Source organism: Kineococcus mangrovi, from assembly GCF_041320705.1.
Lineage (GTDB): Bacteria > Actinomycetota > Actinomycetes > Actinomycetales > Kineococcaceae > Kineococcus > Kineococcus mangrovi.
The window spans coordinates 285,608-299,591 of record NZ_JBGGTQ010000005.1; the positions used below are offsets into that span (position 1 = coordinate 285,608).

Annotated in this window: 16 protein-coding genes; 8 read left to right on the forward strand and 8 right to left on the reverse strand. The window is 74.7% G+C overall.

Annotated features, from left to right (window positions below):
• Positions 1-11 precede the first annotated feature (11 nt).
• A complete protein-coding gene (locus AB2L28_RS12680) occupies positions 12-1,238 on the forward strand; it encodes an MFS transporter (protein ID WP_370719311.1) in 1,227 nt (408 codons plus the stop codon).
• 95 nt (positions 1,239-1,333) lie between these two features.
• Here the strand turns inward: AB2L28_RS12680 and AB2L28_RS12685 are convergent, their stop codons facing one another.
• Together AB2L28_RS12685 and AB2L28_RS12690 are read right to left on the reverse strand one after the other, a co-directional pair.
• A complete protein-coding gene (locus AB2L28_RS12685) occupies positions 1,334-1,999 on the reverse strand; it encodes a pyridoxine/pyridoxamine 5'-phosphate oxidase (RefSeq protein WP_370719313.1) in 666 nt (221 codons plus the stop codon).
• Positions 2,000-2,072: 73 nt separating this feature from the next.
• Positions 2,073-2,837 (reverse strand): aminoglycoside 3'-phosphotransferase, encoded by a 765-nt coding sequence (locus AB2L28_RS12690; RefSeq protein ID WP_370719315.1) that lies wholly within the window; start codon positions 2,835-2,837, stop codon positions 2,073-2,075.
• 89 nt (positions 2,838-2,926) lie between these two features.
• Between AB2L28_RS12690 and AB2L28_RS12695 the strand changes: the two genes are divergently transcribed.
• Together AB2L28_RS12695 and AB2L28_RS12700 are read left to right on the forward strand one after the other, a co-directional pair.
• Complete coding sequence (locus AB2L28_RS12695) at positions 2,927-3,436, forward strand: sigma-70 family RNA polymerase sigma factor (RefSeq protein WP_370719317.1); 510 nt, start codon at positions 2,927-2,929, stop codon at positions 3,434-3,436.
• A complete protein-coding gene (locus tag AB2L28_RS12700; protein WP_370719318.1) occupies positions 3,433-4,230 on the forward strand; it encodes a zf-HC2 domain-containing protein in 798 nt (265 codons plus the stop codon). Before AB2L28_RS12695 ends, AB2L28_RS12700 begins: the two co-directional genes overlap by 4 nt.
• A gap of 64 nt (positions 4,231-4,294) precedes the next feature.
• Here AB2L28_RS12700 and AB2L28_RS12705 read toward each other — a convergent pair whose 3' ends face one another.
• Complete coding sequence (locus AB2L28_RS12705; RefSeq protein WP_370719320.1) at positions 4,295-5,458, reverse strand: lytic transglycosylase domain-containing protein; 1,164 nt, start codon at positions 5,456-5,458, stop codon at positions 4,295-4,297.
• 208 nt (positions 5,459-5,666) lie between these two features.
• Between AB2L28_RS12705 and AB2L28_RS12710 the strand changes: the two genes are divergently transcribed.
• Complete coding sequence (locus tag AB2L28_RS12710; RefSeq protein WP_370719321.1) at positions 5,667-6,863, forward strand: EAL domain-containing protein; 1,197 nt, start codon at positions 5,667-5,669, stop codon at positions 6,861-6,863.
• On the forward strand, positions 6,860-7,030 hold the full coding sequence (locus tag AB2L28_RS12715; protein WP_370719323.1) for a DUF1059 domain-containing protein: 171 nt from the start codon (positions 6,860-6,862) through the stop codon (positions 7,028-7,030). Before AB2L28_RS12710 ends, AB2L28_RS12715 begins: the two co-directional genes overlap by 4 nt.
• 30 nt (positions 7,031-7,060) lie before the next feature.
• Here AB2L28_RS12715 and AB2L28_RS12720 read toward each other — a convergent pair whose 3' ends face one another.
• Positions 7,061-7,528: a PPOX class F420-dependent oxidoreductase gene (locus tag AB2L28_RS12720; RefSeq protein WP_370719325.1), complete on the reverse strand. Its 468-nt coding sequence runs from the start codon at positions 7,526-7,528 to the stop codon at positions 7,061-7,063.
• 190 nt (positions 7,529-7,718) lie between these two features.
• On the opposite strand from AB2L28_RS12720, the gene AB2L28_RS12725 reads away from it, so the two are divergent.
• On the forward strand, positions 7,719-9,614 hold the full coding sequence (locus tag AB2L28_RS12725; RefSeq protein ID WP_370719327.1) for an ABC transporter ATP-binding protein: 1,896 nt from the start codon (positions 7,719-7,721) through the stop codon (positions 9,612-9,614).
• Between the two features lie 31 nt (positions 9,615-9,645).
• On the opposite strand, the gene AB2L28_RS12730 is transcribed toward AB2L28_RS12725, so the two are convergent.
• From AB2L28_RS12730 to AB2L28_RS12740, 3 genes are all read right to left on the reverse strand, one after another.
• On the reverse strand, positions 9,646-10,023 hold the full coding sequence (locus tag AB2L28_RS12730; RefSeq protein ID WP_370719329.1) for a MarR family winged helix-turn-helix transcriptional regulator: 378 nt from the start codon (positions 10,021-10,023) through the stop codon (positions 9,646-9,648).
• 46 nt (positions 10,024-10,069) lie between these two features.
• Positions 10,070-11,167: an LLM class flavin-dependent oxidoreductase gene (locus AB2L28_RS12735; protein ID WP_370719331.1), complete on the reverse strand. Its 1,098-nt coding sequence runs from the start codon at positions 11,165-11,167 to the stop codon at positions 10,070-10,072.
• 112 nt (positions 11,168-11,279) lie between these two features.
• Complete coding sequence (locus AB2L28_RS12740) at positions 11,280-11,552, reverse strand: DUF5703 family protein (RefSeq protein ID WP_370719333.1); 273 nt, start codon at positions 11,550-11,552, stop codon at positions 11,280-11,282.
• Positions 11,553-11,608: 56 nt separating this feature from the next.
• Here AB2L28_RS12740 and AB2L28_RS12745 point away from each other — a divergent pair, with 56 nt between their 5' ends.
• Positions 11,609-11,917, forward strand: coding sequence for a primosomal protein (locus AB2L28_RS12745; RefSeq protein ID WP_370719335.1), 309 nt, complete (start codon positions 11,609-11,611; stop codon positions 11,915-11,917).
• Positions 11,918-12,069: 152 nt separating this feature from the next.
• Positions 12,070-12,912: an undecaprenyl-diphosphate phosphatase gene (locus AB2L28_RS12750; protein ID WP_370719450.1), complete on the forward strand. Its 843-nt coding sequence runs from the start codon at positions 12,070-12,072 to the stop codon at positions 12,910-12,912.
• Positions 12,913-12,936: 24 nt separating this feature from the next.
• Here the strand turns inward: AB2L28_RS12750 and AB2L28_RS12755 are convergent, their stop codons facing one another.
• Positions 12,937-13,971 carry a magnesium and cobalt transport protein CorA gene (locus tag AB2L28_RS12755; protein WP_370719337.1) on the reverse strand — a complete coding sequence of 345 codons (1,035 nt, stop codon included), beginning with the start codon at positions 13,969-13,971 and terminating at the stop codon, positions 12,937-12,939.
• Positions 13,972-13,984: the final 13 nt, after the last annotated feature.

Consider the following 13,984-nt stretch of genomic DNA (forward strand, 5'->3'; position numbering starts at 1 on the left):
CAGGAGCAGACGTGGACGAGGGCACGACCCGGCACCGGCGGCGTCCGGTGCTGCTGACCCGCCCCTTCACCACCCTGGCCGGCTCGGTGGTCCTGCTGGGTCTGGCCGATTCCGTCGTGGGCAGCTACTACGTCCTCTTCCTCCACGACCACGCCGACCTGTCCGCCACCCGGATCGGTCTGCTCTTCTCCCTGCCCGCCCTCGGCGGCATCGCCTTCACCCTGTGGAGCGGGCGCCGCTTCGACCGCCGCCCCACCCGCACCTGGGCGTTGCTGGCCACCGCCTCCAGCGCGGCCGGTTACGCCTTGCTGACCACGACCACGTCCTTCGCGTGGCTGCTACTCATCTCCGTGACCCTGCTCGCGGTCTACCAGGCCATCTACCCCCAGCTGTTCGCCATGGCCCCCACCGTCCTGGGCTCTGGGGCCTCGGGTCGGCGCGCCGTGCCGCTGCTGCGCTCGGGCTGGTCCCTGGCCTGGGCCCTCGGCCCGCTCGTGGCCGGCCTGCTCCTGGTCCCGCGGATCGGCTACCTCGGCATGCTGTGGGTCACCGTCGGGCTGCTGGTGCTGACCGTGCTGTCCACCGCCGCGGTTCCCTCACCAGGGGCTGGGCCCGCACCGATCCCCGACCTCGACCCGGGCACCGCCTCCGCAGCCCGGCCGAGAACCGTCCCGCGCGCCGGCCTGGTCCTGCTGACCGCCAGCGTGGTCCTGTTCTTCCTGGCGATGTTCGCCGGCGGTCTGGCCCTGCCGCTGTACGTCACGCAGGGTCTGGGCCTGCCCGAGGAGGTCGTGGGGACGCTGTTCGCGCTGTGCGCGGTCGTGGAGATCGTCGCCGCGGTGGCTCTGGTGGCCCTGCCACCCCGGCTGAGCCGGCGCGGACTCCTGGTGGGCGGGATCCTCGCCCTGGCGGTGCACTTCGCGCTGACCGCAGCCGCCGACGGTGTCGTCCTGCTGCTCGTCGCGCAGGTGCCGCGCGGGGTGGCGGTCACGGTCCTGGCCGCGGCGGGGATGCGCTTCTTCCACGAGGTCCTGGCCCCGGCGACCGGGTTCGCGACGACGCTGTTCTCCGCGGCCGCCGACGGCGGGTTCCTGCTCTCCGGTGTCCTGGGCGGGGTCGCCGTGGACGCCCTGGGCTACCGGTCCACGCTCATCTGCGGCGCCGTCGTGGCCGTCCTCGCGGCAGGTGTCCTCCTGGCTTCGCCGGTCACAGCGCCGCGCGCTGCTGCCCGACCGTGAGGGTGCCCCTCGTCCAGGCTCACCCCGCGGTGCGCGCAGCGCCCGGCCGGGCCGGGGGGCCGGGGGGCGGGGGGCCGGCGACCGCACCGCCCCGTTCACGGCCGCAGCAGCTCGGTGTCCCAGCCACCCCCCTCGTCGCGGGAGTAGCGCAACCGCACGTGGTGGCCCTCCGGATCGGCCTGGAAGAACTCCATCCGCCCCGCGTCCACCCCCCACAACCGCCACGACGGGGCCGAGGCGGCGCCCGGTTCCTCCAGCTCCAGCAGCTCGGAGGGGTCGCCCAGGGCGTTGGACAACCACCCCTCGTCGTGCAGGGGGCGGCTCTGGCGGTCCACCAGCGCCTCGGTGCGCGCGTGCGCGGACAACCGCTCGAACGCCGCCGCCGTGCGGGCCTCGTCGCCGGCCCGGACCGCTCCCCGCACCCGCACCTGCCGGCCCTGCCGGGCCCAGTGGAACACCAGCGCCGCCACCGGCACCCGGCCCAGCTGCTTGCCCTTGGGGCTGGACTCGCTGGCCGCGACCCAGAACGCGTGGTCGTCGACGTCCTCCAGCACCGTCACCCGCGCGTCCGGGCGCCCGGCCACGTCCACGGTGGCCAGCGTCAGGACGTGGGCGGCGGGCACGTCGTGCGCGACGGCCTCGCGCAGCCAGCGCTCGAACAGCACCACCGGGTCACCCGGAGCGGTCTCGGGGTCGAACGCGGGCGCCTGCGGGCGGGGCCAGGACAGTTCGGCGAGGAAGCCGGACAACTCACTGCGCACCCCGCGACGGTAGCCCGTCACCCCGCCCGCCCCGGACACGGCTCCGGCCCGCCACCGCACCCGACCCCGCCGGTCAGGGACCGACGTCCCACAACGCCCGGTAGTACGCCGTGCGCACCGGGTCCGGCTCCACGCCGTACGCGGCCAGGAACACCTCCTGCCACCCCGGCCCGTAGTTCCAGTCCAGGCTCATCGTCGCGACCGCGATGTCGGCCCACCGGTCACCCACCCCGACCCCCGACAGGTCCACCCACGCCACCGCCTCCCCGGTCCCCTCCGCCAGCAGCGTGTTCGGCGCGCACGCGTCGCCGTGGCACACCACCAGCCGGTCCACCGCCGGCGGCTCCCGCAACCCCGAGACGTCCCGCACCGCCCGCCGCAACCGGAACGGCACCGACCAGTCGAACGGGCACCCGGACACCGGCAGCTCCTCGTGCCAGCGCCGCAGCGCCCGCCCCAGGGAGGGCACCACCACCTCCGGGCGCGCCAGCCAGTCCGGGTCCACCGCCGAACGACCCGGCAGCGCCCGCGACAGCAGCCACGACCCGCTCACCCCCGCGCCGGTCTCCACGACGTCGGGCACCGGCAGCCAGCGCGCCGCCCACCGCGCCTTCACCGCCTCCGCCGCCAGGTCCAGCCCCACCCCGGCCGGGGCCCACTTGCAGAACAGCGCACCCCCGGGCCGCTGGAGGCGGAACGTCGTCCCACCCGCCGCGTTCACCCACACCGCCGGCACCGCCGCCACCGCCGGCGGCGCGCCCCACCGGGCCAGCACCGGCCGCAGCTCCGCGGGCACCGGCACCGGCCCGGCCGGCACCTGGCTGATCGGCACGCTCACCCGGACCAACCTAGGGGTGGTGTCGAACCGTTTCCCCGCCCACCTCGTGATGTCCTCGACAGGACGGACGACGAAGGGGAGGACCACCGGTGACCGGTGCCGACGAGGACCTCGTGCGCGCCCTGCACGACGAGCACGCCGGCGCCCTGTGGGCGTACGTGGTCTCCCTCACCGGCGACCGCGTCAACGCCCACGACGTCGTCCAGGAGACGCTGCTGCGCGCCTGGCGCCACCCCGAGTCCCTCGACCCCGCCCGCGGCTCCACCCGCGCCTGGCTGTTCACCGTCGCCCGCCGCCTCGTCATCGACGACTGGCGCTCGGCGCGCAACCGCCGCGAGAGCGTGCACGCCGACCTGCCCGAGCGCGCCGTCCTCGACGAGTCCGAGCAGGTCCTGCAGCAGTGGGTCCTCGCCCAGGCCCTGACCCGACTCTCCGGCGAGCACCGCGCCGTCCTGCGCGAGTGCTACTTCGCCGGCCGCTCCGTCGCCGACGCCGCCCGCAGCCTCGGCATACCCCCCGGAACCGTGAAGTCCCGCACCCACTACGCCCTGATGAACCTCAGACTGGCCCTGCAGGAGATGGGGGTGACCCACCGGTGAACCAGCCACCCCGCCACGAGCACGACGACCACGCCTTCGACGCCGACCCGTACGCCACGACCGCCGGCCCCTACGTCCTGGGCGCCCTGACCCCCTCCGACCGCGCCGACTTCGAGCACCACCTGCGCAGCTGCGCCGACTGCCGGCGCAGCGTCGAAGAACTCGCCGGCCTGCCCGGCCTGCTCGCCCGCACCCCCCGCGAAGTCGTCGACACCCTCACCGAGGACGACCCCCACGCCGCCCTGCGCGAGGGCACCGGCGTCCCCGACACCGTCCTGCCCGCCCTCCTGCGCGCCGTCCGCCGCCACCGCCTCACCCGCCGCGCCGCGCTCGCGGGCGGCCTGGTCGCCGCCGCAGGACTCGCGGCCCTCGCCCTCACCGGCGGACTGCGCCCCGACGCACCCGCACCGACCCCCCAGGCGCTGCCGACCGCACCGTCCTCCGCGCCGCCCTCCACGCCGCAGACCCCCGCGGCCCCACCCGGTCCCGCGCTGTCCATGGACCCGCTGGTGCCCACGCCCATCACCGCCACCGTCGCCCTCACCGAGGTCGGCTGGGGCACCAAGGTCGACCTCGTCTGCGCCTACGCCGACGCCACCACCACCCAGACCCGCGGCTACGCCCTCTACGTCACCGGCACCGACGGCTCCACCCAGCAGATCGGCACCTGGACCGCGGTCCCCGGCGGCGACGCCCAGCTCAGCGGCGCCACGTCCTGGACCCCCGCGCAGATCAGGAGCGTGGAGATCAAGACCCTCGAGGGGGCCACCGTGCTGCGGCGCCAGGAGACCTGAGGACCCGGGCACACCGCGACGGCGCGACCGCGCGACGTCCCGGGGCCCGGGGGCCGGGGCGGCGTCAGCCCCCGAACCCCTGCGCCGCCAACTCGTCGGCGACCCGCTGCACCAGCTGCACGTACCAGTCCGCGTGGTTGTACCGGAACACCGCCGCCGCCTCCGCCTCCCGGCCCCCGCCCGCCCCGTTCGCGCACAGGTACCCCGCCGCGCTGAACACCGCGTCCGCCGGGTCACCCGCCTCGACGTCCCCGTCACCGTCCCCGTCCACCCCGTACGCCGCGAACGTCGCCGGCATGAACTGCATCGGCCCCACCGCCCCCGCCGCACTCGGCCCGGTGCTCACCCCGTGCCCGCTCTCCACCTGACCCACCGCCGCCAGCAACGCCGGACGCATCCCCGCGCACGTCGCCGCCGCCCGCACGTACAGGTCGGCGTAGTCCGCCGGCACCCCGCGCGCGTGGACCCCCGCCGCCCGCCCCGACACCGCCACCTCCAGCGCCGCAGCCGCCGCCTGCGCCGCGGCCAACGCCGCCGCCGCGTCCTCCGCGGCCTGCAGCTGCGCCGCCTCGCCCGCCAACGCCTCCACCCGCGCCCGCGCCACCCCCAGCGCCTCTTCCGCCCGGCCGACCCGCACCGCCACGTCCCCCAACGACGCCACCGCCGCGCTCGCCCCCGACTGCGCCTCCTGCGCCTGGCGCCCCGCCGCCGCCGCACCGGCTTCCCGCTGCGCCACCAGCGCCCGGTCCCCGCGCCGCACGGACGAGAACGCCCGCTCGGCCACCGCCGGGTCACCCCCCGAGACCGCCGAGGTCAACAGCGCCAACCCCCGCCGCGCCCCCACCGCCCCCGACCCCAGCGCCCCGTCCATGTAGATCGCCCGCACCCGCGCCGTGGCCGCCGCCCGCTCCCGCCGCGCCGCCGCCGCCGACCGGTCCGCCTCCACCTGCGCCCGCACGCTCGCCCCGACCGCCACCCCCACCGCCGACGTCGACCGCGCCAACTCCTCCTGCGCCCGCGCCACCGCCACCACCGCCGCCTGCGCCGCGCTCGCCGCCGCCGCCGCGTCCGCACGCGCCTGCGCCGCCGTCCGGCCCGGGTCGGCGCTCGCGGGCGCGGCGGTCAGCAGGCCCGAGGCGGTGACGGTCGCGGCGAGCGCGAGCGCGAGACCGGTGCGGCGGGCGGTGGTGGGGGCGCTGGTCCGGTGGCCGCGGGCTCGGGTCGACACCGGGAGGTGATCGACCGCGGCGGGGAACGTCTTGAGGTTCCGGACGGCCCAAGACATGAGCAGCGTGTGACCATGCGATTACCCCGATATGCTCCGCCACACGACGCCGGATCCTCACGCCGTGTTCACGGAGAGGATCCAACGACGCTGCGGTCGGGAGCAGCTACGGGGAGCAACCGTGGCCGGTCCCGCGACGAGGGGGTGGGCAATGGGTGCTGCGCGTGACGTGGCGCACCGGGGCAGGTGGCACCGACGACTGGACGGCGTCTGCGCCGACCCGGCCGCGCTGCGCCTGGTCCTGCACCCGGTGGTCGACGTGGGCGCCGGACGCGTCGCCGGGTACGAGGTCCTCAGCCGCTTCGCCTCCGACGTGCCGACCGAGGAGTGGTTCCGCGCGGCCCGCGCCCTGGACCGCGACGCCGACCTCGACCGCGTCGTGCTGGCCGGGGCGTTGCGCCTGCTGCCCGACCTGCCACCGGGCACCTTCCTGACCGTCAACGCCAGCCCCACCTCACTGGCCGACCAGCGCGTGCTGGACGTCCTGACCGCCCACGACCTCACCGGCGTGGTGCTGGAGCTGACCGAGCACGCCGACTGCGACCCCCGCCAGCTCCTGGAACCACTGCGGCTGCTGCGCGCCCACGGCGCGCTCGTCGCCCTCGACGACGTCGGCACCGGGCACTCGGGGCTACTGCGGATGGCGGTCGTGCGCCCAGAGATCCTCAAGGTCGACCTGCAGCTCGTGCGCGACCTGCACCGCGACCTCGTCAAGCGCTCCCTCGTGCAGTTCCTGGGGGAGTGCGCCGGACGGCTCGACGCGTGGATCATCGCCGAGGGCGTCGAGACCGTCGACGAGCTGGACGTCCTGCGCGCCATGGGCGTCCCCCTCGTGCAGGGGTTCCTGCTGGCCCGGCCCGCAGAACGCTTCGCCGATCTCGACGACCACGCCCGCCGGCTGCTGCACCCCACCCGCGGCCCCCACCGCCCGTCCGCCACGACGGGGGGGCACGCGCGGCGGGCGAGGGACCTGGCCCGGCGCACCAAGACCGACCGCACCGTCGGCGACGCCGTCCGCACCGCCGCGGAGCAGAGCGCCCCGGTCGTCGTCGTGGACGCCGAGGACGTCCCCCGCGTCATCGTCCTGCCGGCCCAGCGCCCCGGTGAGGCCCCCCGGGTGGAACCGGTGGAGGTGACCGTGGCCCCGGAGACGGCCGTCACCGACGTGGCGGCCCGCGCCGTCGCCCGCTCGGCCGGGGTCCGCTTCGACCCGCTGGTGTGCACCGACGCCGCCGGCCGCTACGTCGGCGTCGTCGGCGTCGAGGACCTCGTGCTGGACCTTGCGGTGACCCCCCGGGGCCGTCCCGCGGTGCCGGCCGGAGCAGGGGAGTGGAGGAGAGGCGCGTGAAGGCCTTCCGCTGCGGGGACGTCGTCCCCGGCTGCACCCGCGAGTTCACCGGCACCGACCGGCAGGACATCCTCGAACAGGTCGCCGAGCACGCTCGCGCCGACCACGACCTCGACCCCGACCCGACCCTCACCCAGGCCGTCGAGGCCCACCTGCGGGACCGCTGACGCGGTCCCCGCGGACGGTGCCCCGGGGCCTCAGCCCGCCAGCCGGGCCGGGAAACCCCCGGTGGCGATCGGGCCCCAGCGTTCGGCCGTCAGCCGCATCAGCGACTTGCCCTGCTCGCGCATGGCCTGGCGGTACTCGGCCCAGTCGGGGTGCTCACCGGAGATGCAGCGGAAGTACTCCACGAGGGGTTCCACCGCGTCCTCGCCGTCCAGGACCTCCCACCGCCCGTCCACCTGCACCCACGCGCCGCCGAAGTCGTCGGACAGCACCAGCACCGAACCGCGAGGGTCGCGGCGGGCGTTGTTCGCCTTGGCCCGGTCGGGGTAGGTCGAGACCACGATGCGGCCCGAGGCGTCCACACCGGCGGTGACGGGGGAGGACTGCGGGAAACCGTCGGCGCGGAACGTCGAGGCGACCACGTGGTGACGGGGGCGGACGAAGTCGAGGAGTTCGGGCAGGTCGACACGACGCGCGGTCGCGATGGTTCGCGGGCTCATGCCCGGCGACGCTACCCGCCCACGCGCTCGGCACCACCAGGAGACGCCGCGAGGTCCACCACGAGGGGCCGCGGGAACCGGCCCCGGACCGCGCCACACCGCGCCACACCCCCGCACGGTGCCGGTCCGGCAACCGCGGTGGCCCCCCACCCCGACGCGGCACCTAGCGTCGGGGCATGGAGTTCTGCTCGTGAGCATGGAGAACGTCGCCCAGACCGCCCTGTGGAAGGCGACCAGCGCACCCGAAGGCGCCCCCGGCGCACGCCCCTTCCGCCCCACCACCCCCCGCCGCGTCCTGGCCATGGCCCGCGAACGATCCCGCCTGCTCGCCCTCTTCGTCCTCGGCAGCGTCGTCCTCGCCGTCCTCGCCGTGGCCACCCCCGTCCTGGCCGGCCGCGCCGTCCACGCCGTCAGCACCGGTGACCGCTCCCTCGTCACCACCCTCGCCCTGCTCATCGCCGCCGTCGCCCTCGCCGAAGCCGCCCTCGGCCTCCTCGTGCGCTGGCTGTCCTCCACCCTCGGCGAGGACCTCATCCTCGACCTGCGCACGCGCGTCTTCGACCACGTCCAGCGCATGCCCGTCGCCTTCTTCACCCGCACCCGCACCGGCGCCCTCGTCAGCCGGCTCAACAACGACGTCCTCGGCGCCCAGCGCGCCTTCAGCGACACCCTCTCCGGCATCGTCAGCAACGTCGTCGCCGTCGCCCTCACCGCCGCCGTCATGATCGGCATCTCCTGGCGCATCACCGCCCTGGCCCTCGTCCTGCTACCGGTGTTCCTGCTGCCCGCCCGCCGCACGGGCCGGTCCCTCGCGCTGCTGGCCCGCCGCGCCGCGCACCTCAACGCCACCATGATCAACCAGAGCACCGAACGCTTCTCCGCCCCCGGCGCCACCCTCGTCAAGCTCTTCGGTCGACCCGAGGAGGAGTCCCGCGCCTTCGCCCGCGCCGCCCGCGCCGTCCGCGACATCGGCGTCACCACCGCGGTGCGCCGCACCGTCTTCGTCACCGCCCTCACCCTCGTCTCCGCGCTGGCGCTCGCCGTCGTCTACGGCGTCGGCGGTCTCGCCGCCATCGCCGGCACCCTCGACGCGGGCAGCATCGTCACCCTGGCCCTCCTGCTCACCCGCCTCTACGCACCCCTCACCGCCCTCGCCGGCGCCCGCGCCGACGTCACCAGCGCACTCGTCAGCTTCGACCGCGTCTTCGAGGTCCTCGACCTTGTGCCCCTCGTGCGCGAACGCCCCGAGGCCCACGACCTGCCCGACGGCCCCGTCGCCCTCGAGTTCGACCACGTCGGCTTCGCCTACCCCGCCGCCGCCGACGTCTCCCTGGCCTCCCTCGAGGACGTCGCGACCCTGGACGCCCGCGGTGGCGTCCCCGTCCTGCACGACGTGTCCTTCCGCGTCGAACCCGGCCAGGTGGTCGCCGTCGTCGGCTCCTCCGGAGCCGGCAAGTCCACCCTCGCCCAGCTCCTGGCCCGCCTGTACGACGTCGACACCGGCGCCGTCCGCATCGGCGGCCACGACGTCCGCGACGCCACCACCGAGTCGCTGCGCCGCACCGTCGGTGTCGTCACCCAGGACGGGCACCTCTTCCACGAGTCCCTGCGCTCCAACCTGCGCCTGGCCCGCCCCGAGGCCACCGACGCCGAACTGCTCGACGCTCTCGACCGCGCTCGCCTCACCGACCTCGTCGCCGCTCTGCCCGAGGGGCTCGACACCGTCGTGGGGGAGCGGGGCTACCGCTTCTCCGGCGGTGAACGCCAGCGGCTCACCATCGCCCGCCTGCTCCTGGCCCACCCCCGCATCGTCGTGCTCGACGAAGCCACCGCCCACCTCGACAACGCCTCCGAGGTCGCCGTCCAGGCCGCCCTCGACGAAGCCCTCGAGGGCCGCACCGCCGTCGTCATCGCCCACCGGCTGTCCACCGTCCGCGGCGCCGACCAGATCCTCGTCCTGGAAGCCGGACGCGTCGTCGAACGCGGGACCCACCGCGAACTGCTCGCCCTCGGTGGCCGCTACGCGGAGCTGCACCGGCACGGCGGGCAGGAGGAGGACGCCTCCGCGGTGGGCCTCACCCCCTGAGCGCGCGGTCCGCGGACCCCGGTCGGGCGGCTCACTCCCCGAGGACCTTGCGGCACAGCCGTGCCAGCTCGGCCAGCTCCTCGACCGTCAGCGCCGAGAACTCCCGCGCGACCCCGGCCGCGTGCCGGCCGCCGACCTCCCGCTGGAGCGCGGCGCCGTCGCCGGTCAGCACGACGACGACCCCGCGACCGTCGTGGGGGTCGGGTTCGCGGGTGAGCAGGCCGCGCACGACGAGGCGGTCGACGAGCCTGGTCAGCGACGGCTGCGGGAGGTAGACCTCCTGCGACAGCCCACCGAGGCGACACCGACCACCGGAGCGGGCGAGCGTGTAGAGCACGTCGTACTCCCGCACGCTCAGCCCGCCCCAGACCTCCTGAGCGCTGAACCGGCGCAGGAGGGTGGCCTGCACCCGGAACACCTGCTCCCAAGCCCTGACCGCGGCCCGGGTCCGACCGTCAGGCACCGGGGGTCGCGGCGCTCGTCCTCGCGGCGACCCGGGACGCGTGCGAGGGCGGGTCGCTCGGCACCCCCGGGGCGCGACGGGCCTCGAACTCCTGGCGCAGCACCGGGACGACGTGTTCGCCGAGGAGGTCGAGCTGTTCGAGGACGGTCTTCAGCGGCAGGCCCGCGTGATCCATGAGGAACATCTGACGCTGGTAGTCGCCGAAGAACTCCTGGAAGGTCAGGGTCTTCTCGACGACCTGGTCGGGGGTCCCCACGGTGAGCGGTGTCTGCTGGGTGAACTCCTCCAGCGACGGCCCGTGCCCGTAGACGGGGGCGTTGTCGAAGTAGGGACGGAACTCGCGCACCGCGTCCTGGGAGTTCATCCGCATGAACACCTGCCCGCCGAGCCCGACGACCGCCTGCTCCGGCGTGCCGTGCCCGTAGTGGGCGTAGCGCTCCCGGTACAGGTCGATGAGCCGGATGTAGTGCTCCTTCGGCCAGAAGATGTTGTTGGCGAAGTACCCGTCCCCGAAGTACGCGGCGATCTCGGCGACCTGCGGGGTCCGGATCGACCCGTGCCAGACGAAGGGCGGCACGCCGTCCAGGGGTCGCGGGGTGGAGGTGAACCCCTGCAGCGGGGTGCGGAACTGCCCCTCCCAGTCGACGACCTCCTCGTCCCACAGGCGGCGCAGCAGCTGGTAGTTCTCCACCGTCAGCTCGACGCCGCGCCGGGGGTCCTGGCCGAACCAGGGGTAGAGCCGGCCGTCGTTGCCGCGGCCGAGGACGAGGTCGACGCGCCCCCCGCTCAGGTGCTGGAGCATCGCGTAGTCCTCGGCCATCCGCACCGGGTCGTTCGTGGTGATGTGCGCGATGGACGTCGAGACGGTCAACCGGCGGGTGCGGGCGGCCACCCACCCCAGGAGGGTCGTCATGGCGGACGGCACGAACGGGGGGTTGTGGTGCTCCCCGACCGCGAAGACGTCGAGCCCGACCTGCTCGGCGTGCTCGGCGATGGTCACCAGCGCCTGGATGCGCTCGTGCTCGCTCGGCGCGCGGCCGGTGGTGGGGTCGGGGGTGATGTCGCCGACGCTGAAGATCCCGAACTGCATGTCCGCTCCTCGTCAAAGTCCATGCGTTTGCATGTACCTCCTCAAAGAGTTTCGGAGGTGCGTCTGTTCCCGGGACCGGGGGGGCGGACGACCGGGTGCCCCGGTGCGGCGGTCAGGCCGTGCGCGCGACCCTGATGATCTTGCGCCGGAGCCACACCTTGCGGCTGCCCCCCATGTAGAGGCGCACCCGGGCGAGCTCCCAGCGCCCGTACTCGGCGTGCTCGGTGAGCAGTCGGCGCGCGTCCGAGCGGGAGGTCTCCCGGGGCAGCGTCAGCACCCGGTACTCGTACTCCTCCGGGCTCCCCGGACCCGACGTCCTGCCCGTGCCCCGACCGGGACGACGACCCTCCGGTCGGTCCGGCGTGTTCCCCTCGTGCGCAGCCATCGCGACCATGATGCACCCGGTGGGGCGGCGGCACCCGTTCCCGGTACGGTCGGTCCATGACGCCCGACCCGCGCGCGGCCCTGGCCCGACTCGTGGCAGCCCTCGAGGACCACCTCGCCGCCGCCGCCAACCGGCGCGGTGAGACCGACCCCGCCGTCGCCGACGCCTACCAGCGCGTGGCGGACGCCTTCGAGGTGTACGAGGAGGCGATCTACGACGCGTACGACGAGGTCACGCCCTTCGTCCTCTACGACGACGTCGAGGACGAGCGCGAGGACGAGCGCGAGGACGACGACGAAGACGACGAGGACGACGAGGACGACGAAGACGACGAAGACGAGGACGAGGGCCCCGCACCCCTCTGACCGTCGCGTGTGAGGGTTCCGTGCGGCCCCGGTGACGTGCCGGGTCGCCGGGCGGTGGCCTCCGGGGTGGCCCGATAGCGTTCGGCCGTGCTCACCCCCAGTTCGCGCGTCATCACCCCCTGCCCGCCGACGGGGGGTGCCCCGGCGTGAGCATGGGCGTCCTCGAGGGTGCGTTCCTCGGGCTGGTGCAGGGGCTGACGGAGTTCCTGCCCATCTCCTCCAGCGGCCACCTGGCCATCGTCGGCACGCTCGTCGGGACGCAGGACCCCGGTGCGGCGTTCACCGCCATCAGCCAGCTCGGCACCGAGGCGGCCGTCGTCCTCTACTTCCGCCAGGACATCGCGCGCATCATCAGCCGGTGGGTCCTGTCGCTGACCGGCCGGGTGCCGCGCGCGGACCCCGACGCCCGGATGGGCTGGCTCGTCATCCTGGGGACCATCCCCATCGGCGTCCTCGGCCTGCTCTTCCAGGACGCGATCGAGACCACGCTGCGCGGGTTCGTCGTCATCGCCACGACGCTGTGGGTCTTCGCCCTCGTGCTCGGCGCGGCCGACCGCTTCGGTCGCAAGCAGCGGACGCTGGACCGGCTGACGTGGAAGCACGGCGTGCTCTTCGGGCTGGCGCAGTCGATGGCCCTCATCCCCGGCGTCTCGCGCTCGGGCGGCACCATCTCGATGGGTCTGCTGCTCGGGTACACGCGGGAGGCGGCTGCCCGCTACTCCTTCCTGCTGGCGATCCCGGCGGTCGTGCTGTCGGGCTTCTACCAGCTCTACGACGAGGTGAGCACGGGCGCGGCCATCGCCTGGGCCCCCACCGCGGTGGCCACCGTCGTCGCGTTCGCGGTGGGGTACGTCGTCATCGCCTGGCTCATGCGCTTCATCACCACGCACAGCTACACCGTGTTCGTCGTCTACCGCATCGCCCTGGCCGCCGTGGTCTACGGCCTCGTGCTCACGCAGGTCCTGCCGGCGTGGCACGGCACCAGCTTCGGCTGAGACGGCGGGACCGGCACCGGGTCGTCACAGCCACCCCGAGCGCTTGAAGAGGCGGTACAGGGTCGCGCAGACCGTGAGCATGACCAGCACGCACACCGGGTAGCCGTACCGGAAGCCGAGCTCGGGCATGTGCTCGAAGTTCATCCCGTAGATCCCCGCGATGAGCGTGGGGGCCACCGCGATCGCCGCCCACGCCGAGATCTTGCGCGCGTCGTCGTTCTGCTGGACCGACACCTGCGCGAGGTGGGCGTTGAGGATGTCGGTCAGCAACCGGTCGTACGTCTCGACGTGCTCGACGGTGCGGACGAGGTCGTCCAGCACGTCGCGCAGGACGAACAGGGCCTGCACGTCCGCGGGGTGGTGCGCGTCCTCGGGGCCGCGAGCGGGCTGCTCGCCCGCCCCGGCGTCGACGAGCTTCTTCAACGGCGCGACCAGCGGGAAGGCTCCGCGGCGCACCTCGAGGACCTCCCGCTTGAGGGAGTAGATGCGCTCGGCGTCGGAACTGCGGCTGGGGGAGAAGACCTGCTCCTCCATCTCCTCGACGTCCCGCTCGAGCTCACCGTCGATCGCCACGTAACCGTCGACGACGTGCTCCATGACGGCGTGCAGCACGCCCTGGGGTCCCCGGGCCAGCCGGCGCCGGTCCTGCTCGACGGCGGAACGGACACCCGTCAGCGCCCCCACCGCGCCGTGCCGGACGGTCACCACGAACCGGCGGCCGACGAACAGCACGATCTCGGCGGTCTCGACGCTGGAGGTCTCGTCGAAGTACGCGAGCACCTTCAGCACGACGAAGACCGTGTCCCCGAACCACTCGATCTTCGGCCGCTGGTGCCCCTCGACCGCGGCCTCCACGGCGAGGCGGTGCAGCTGCAGGGCCGCCGCGATGTCCGCGAACTCCTCCGCGGTCGGGTCCTTCAGGCCGAGCCAGAGGAAGTCCTCCTGCGCCGGGTCGGCGGCGGGTCCCGGACCGTCCTGCCGGCACGCGCGGAGGGCGGCGGGCAGGTCGGGGACCTCGTGCCGGCGCCCGTCCCGGTAGGTGGCCACGTCGACGATCACCGGTGCATCACGG

Bases quoted from the DNA above. Each gene is read 5' to 3' on its own strand.
- AB2L28_RS12745 (WP_370719335.1), top strand. From the start codon at position 11,609: ATGACGCCCGACCCGCGCGCGGCCCTGGCCCGACTCGTGGCAGCCCTC.
- AB2L28_RS12740 (WP_370719333.1), bottom strand. From the start codon at position 11,552: ATGGCTGCGCACGAGGGGAACACGCCGGACCGACCGGAGGGTCGTCGT.
- AB2L28_RS12735 (WP_370719331.1), bottom strand. From the start codon at position 11,167: ATGCAGTTCGGGATCTTCAGCGTCGGCGACATCACCCCCGACCCCACC.
- AB2L28_RS12710 (WP_370719321.1), top strand. From the start codon at position 5,667: ATGGGTGCTGCGCGTGACGTGGCGCACCGGGGCAGGTGGCACCGACGA.
- AB2L28_RS12720 (WP_370719325.1), bottom strand. From the start codon at position 7,528: ATGAGCCCGCGAACCATCGCGACCGCGCGTCGTGTCGACCTGCCCGAA.
- AB2L28_RS12750 (WP_370719450.1), top strand. From the start codon at position 12,070: ATGGGCGTCCTCGAGGGTGCGTTCCTCGGGCTGGTGCAGGGGCTGACG.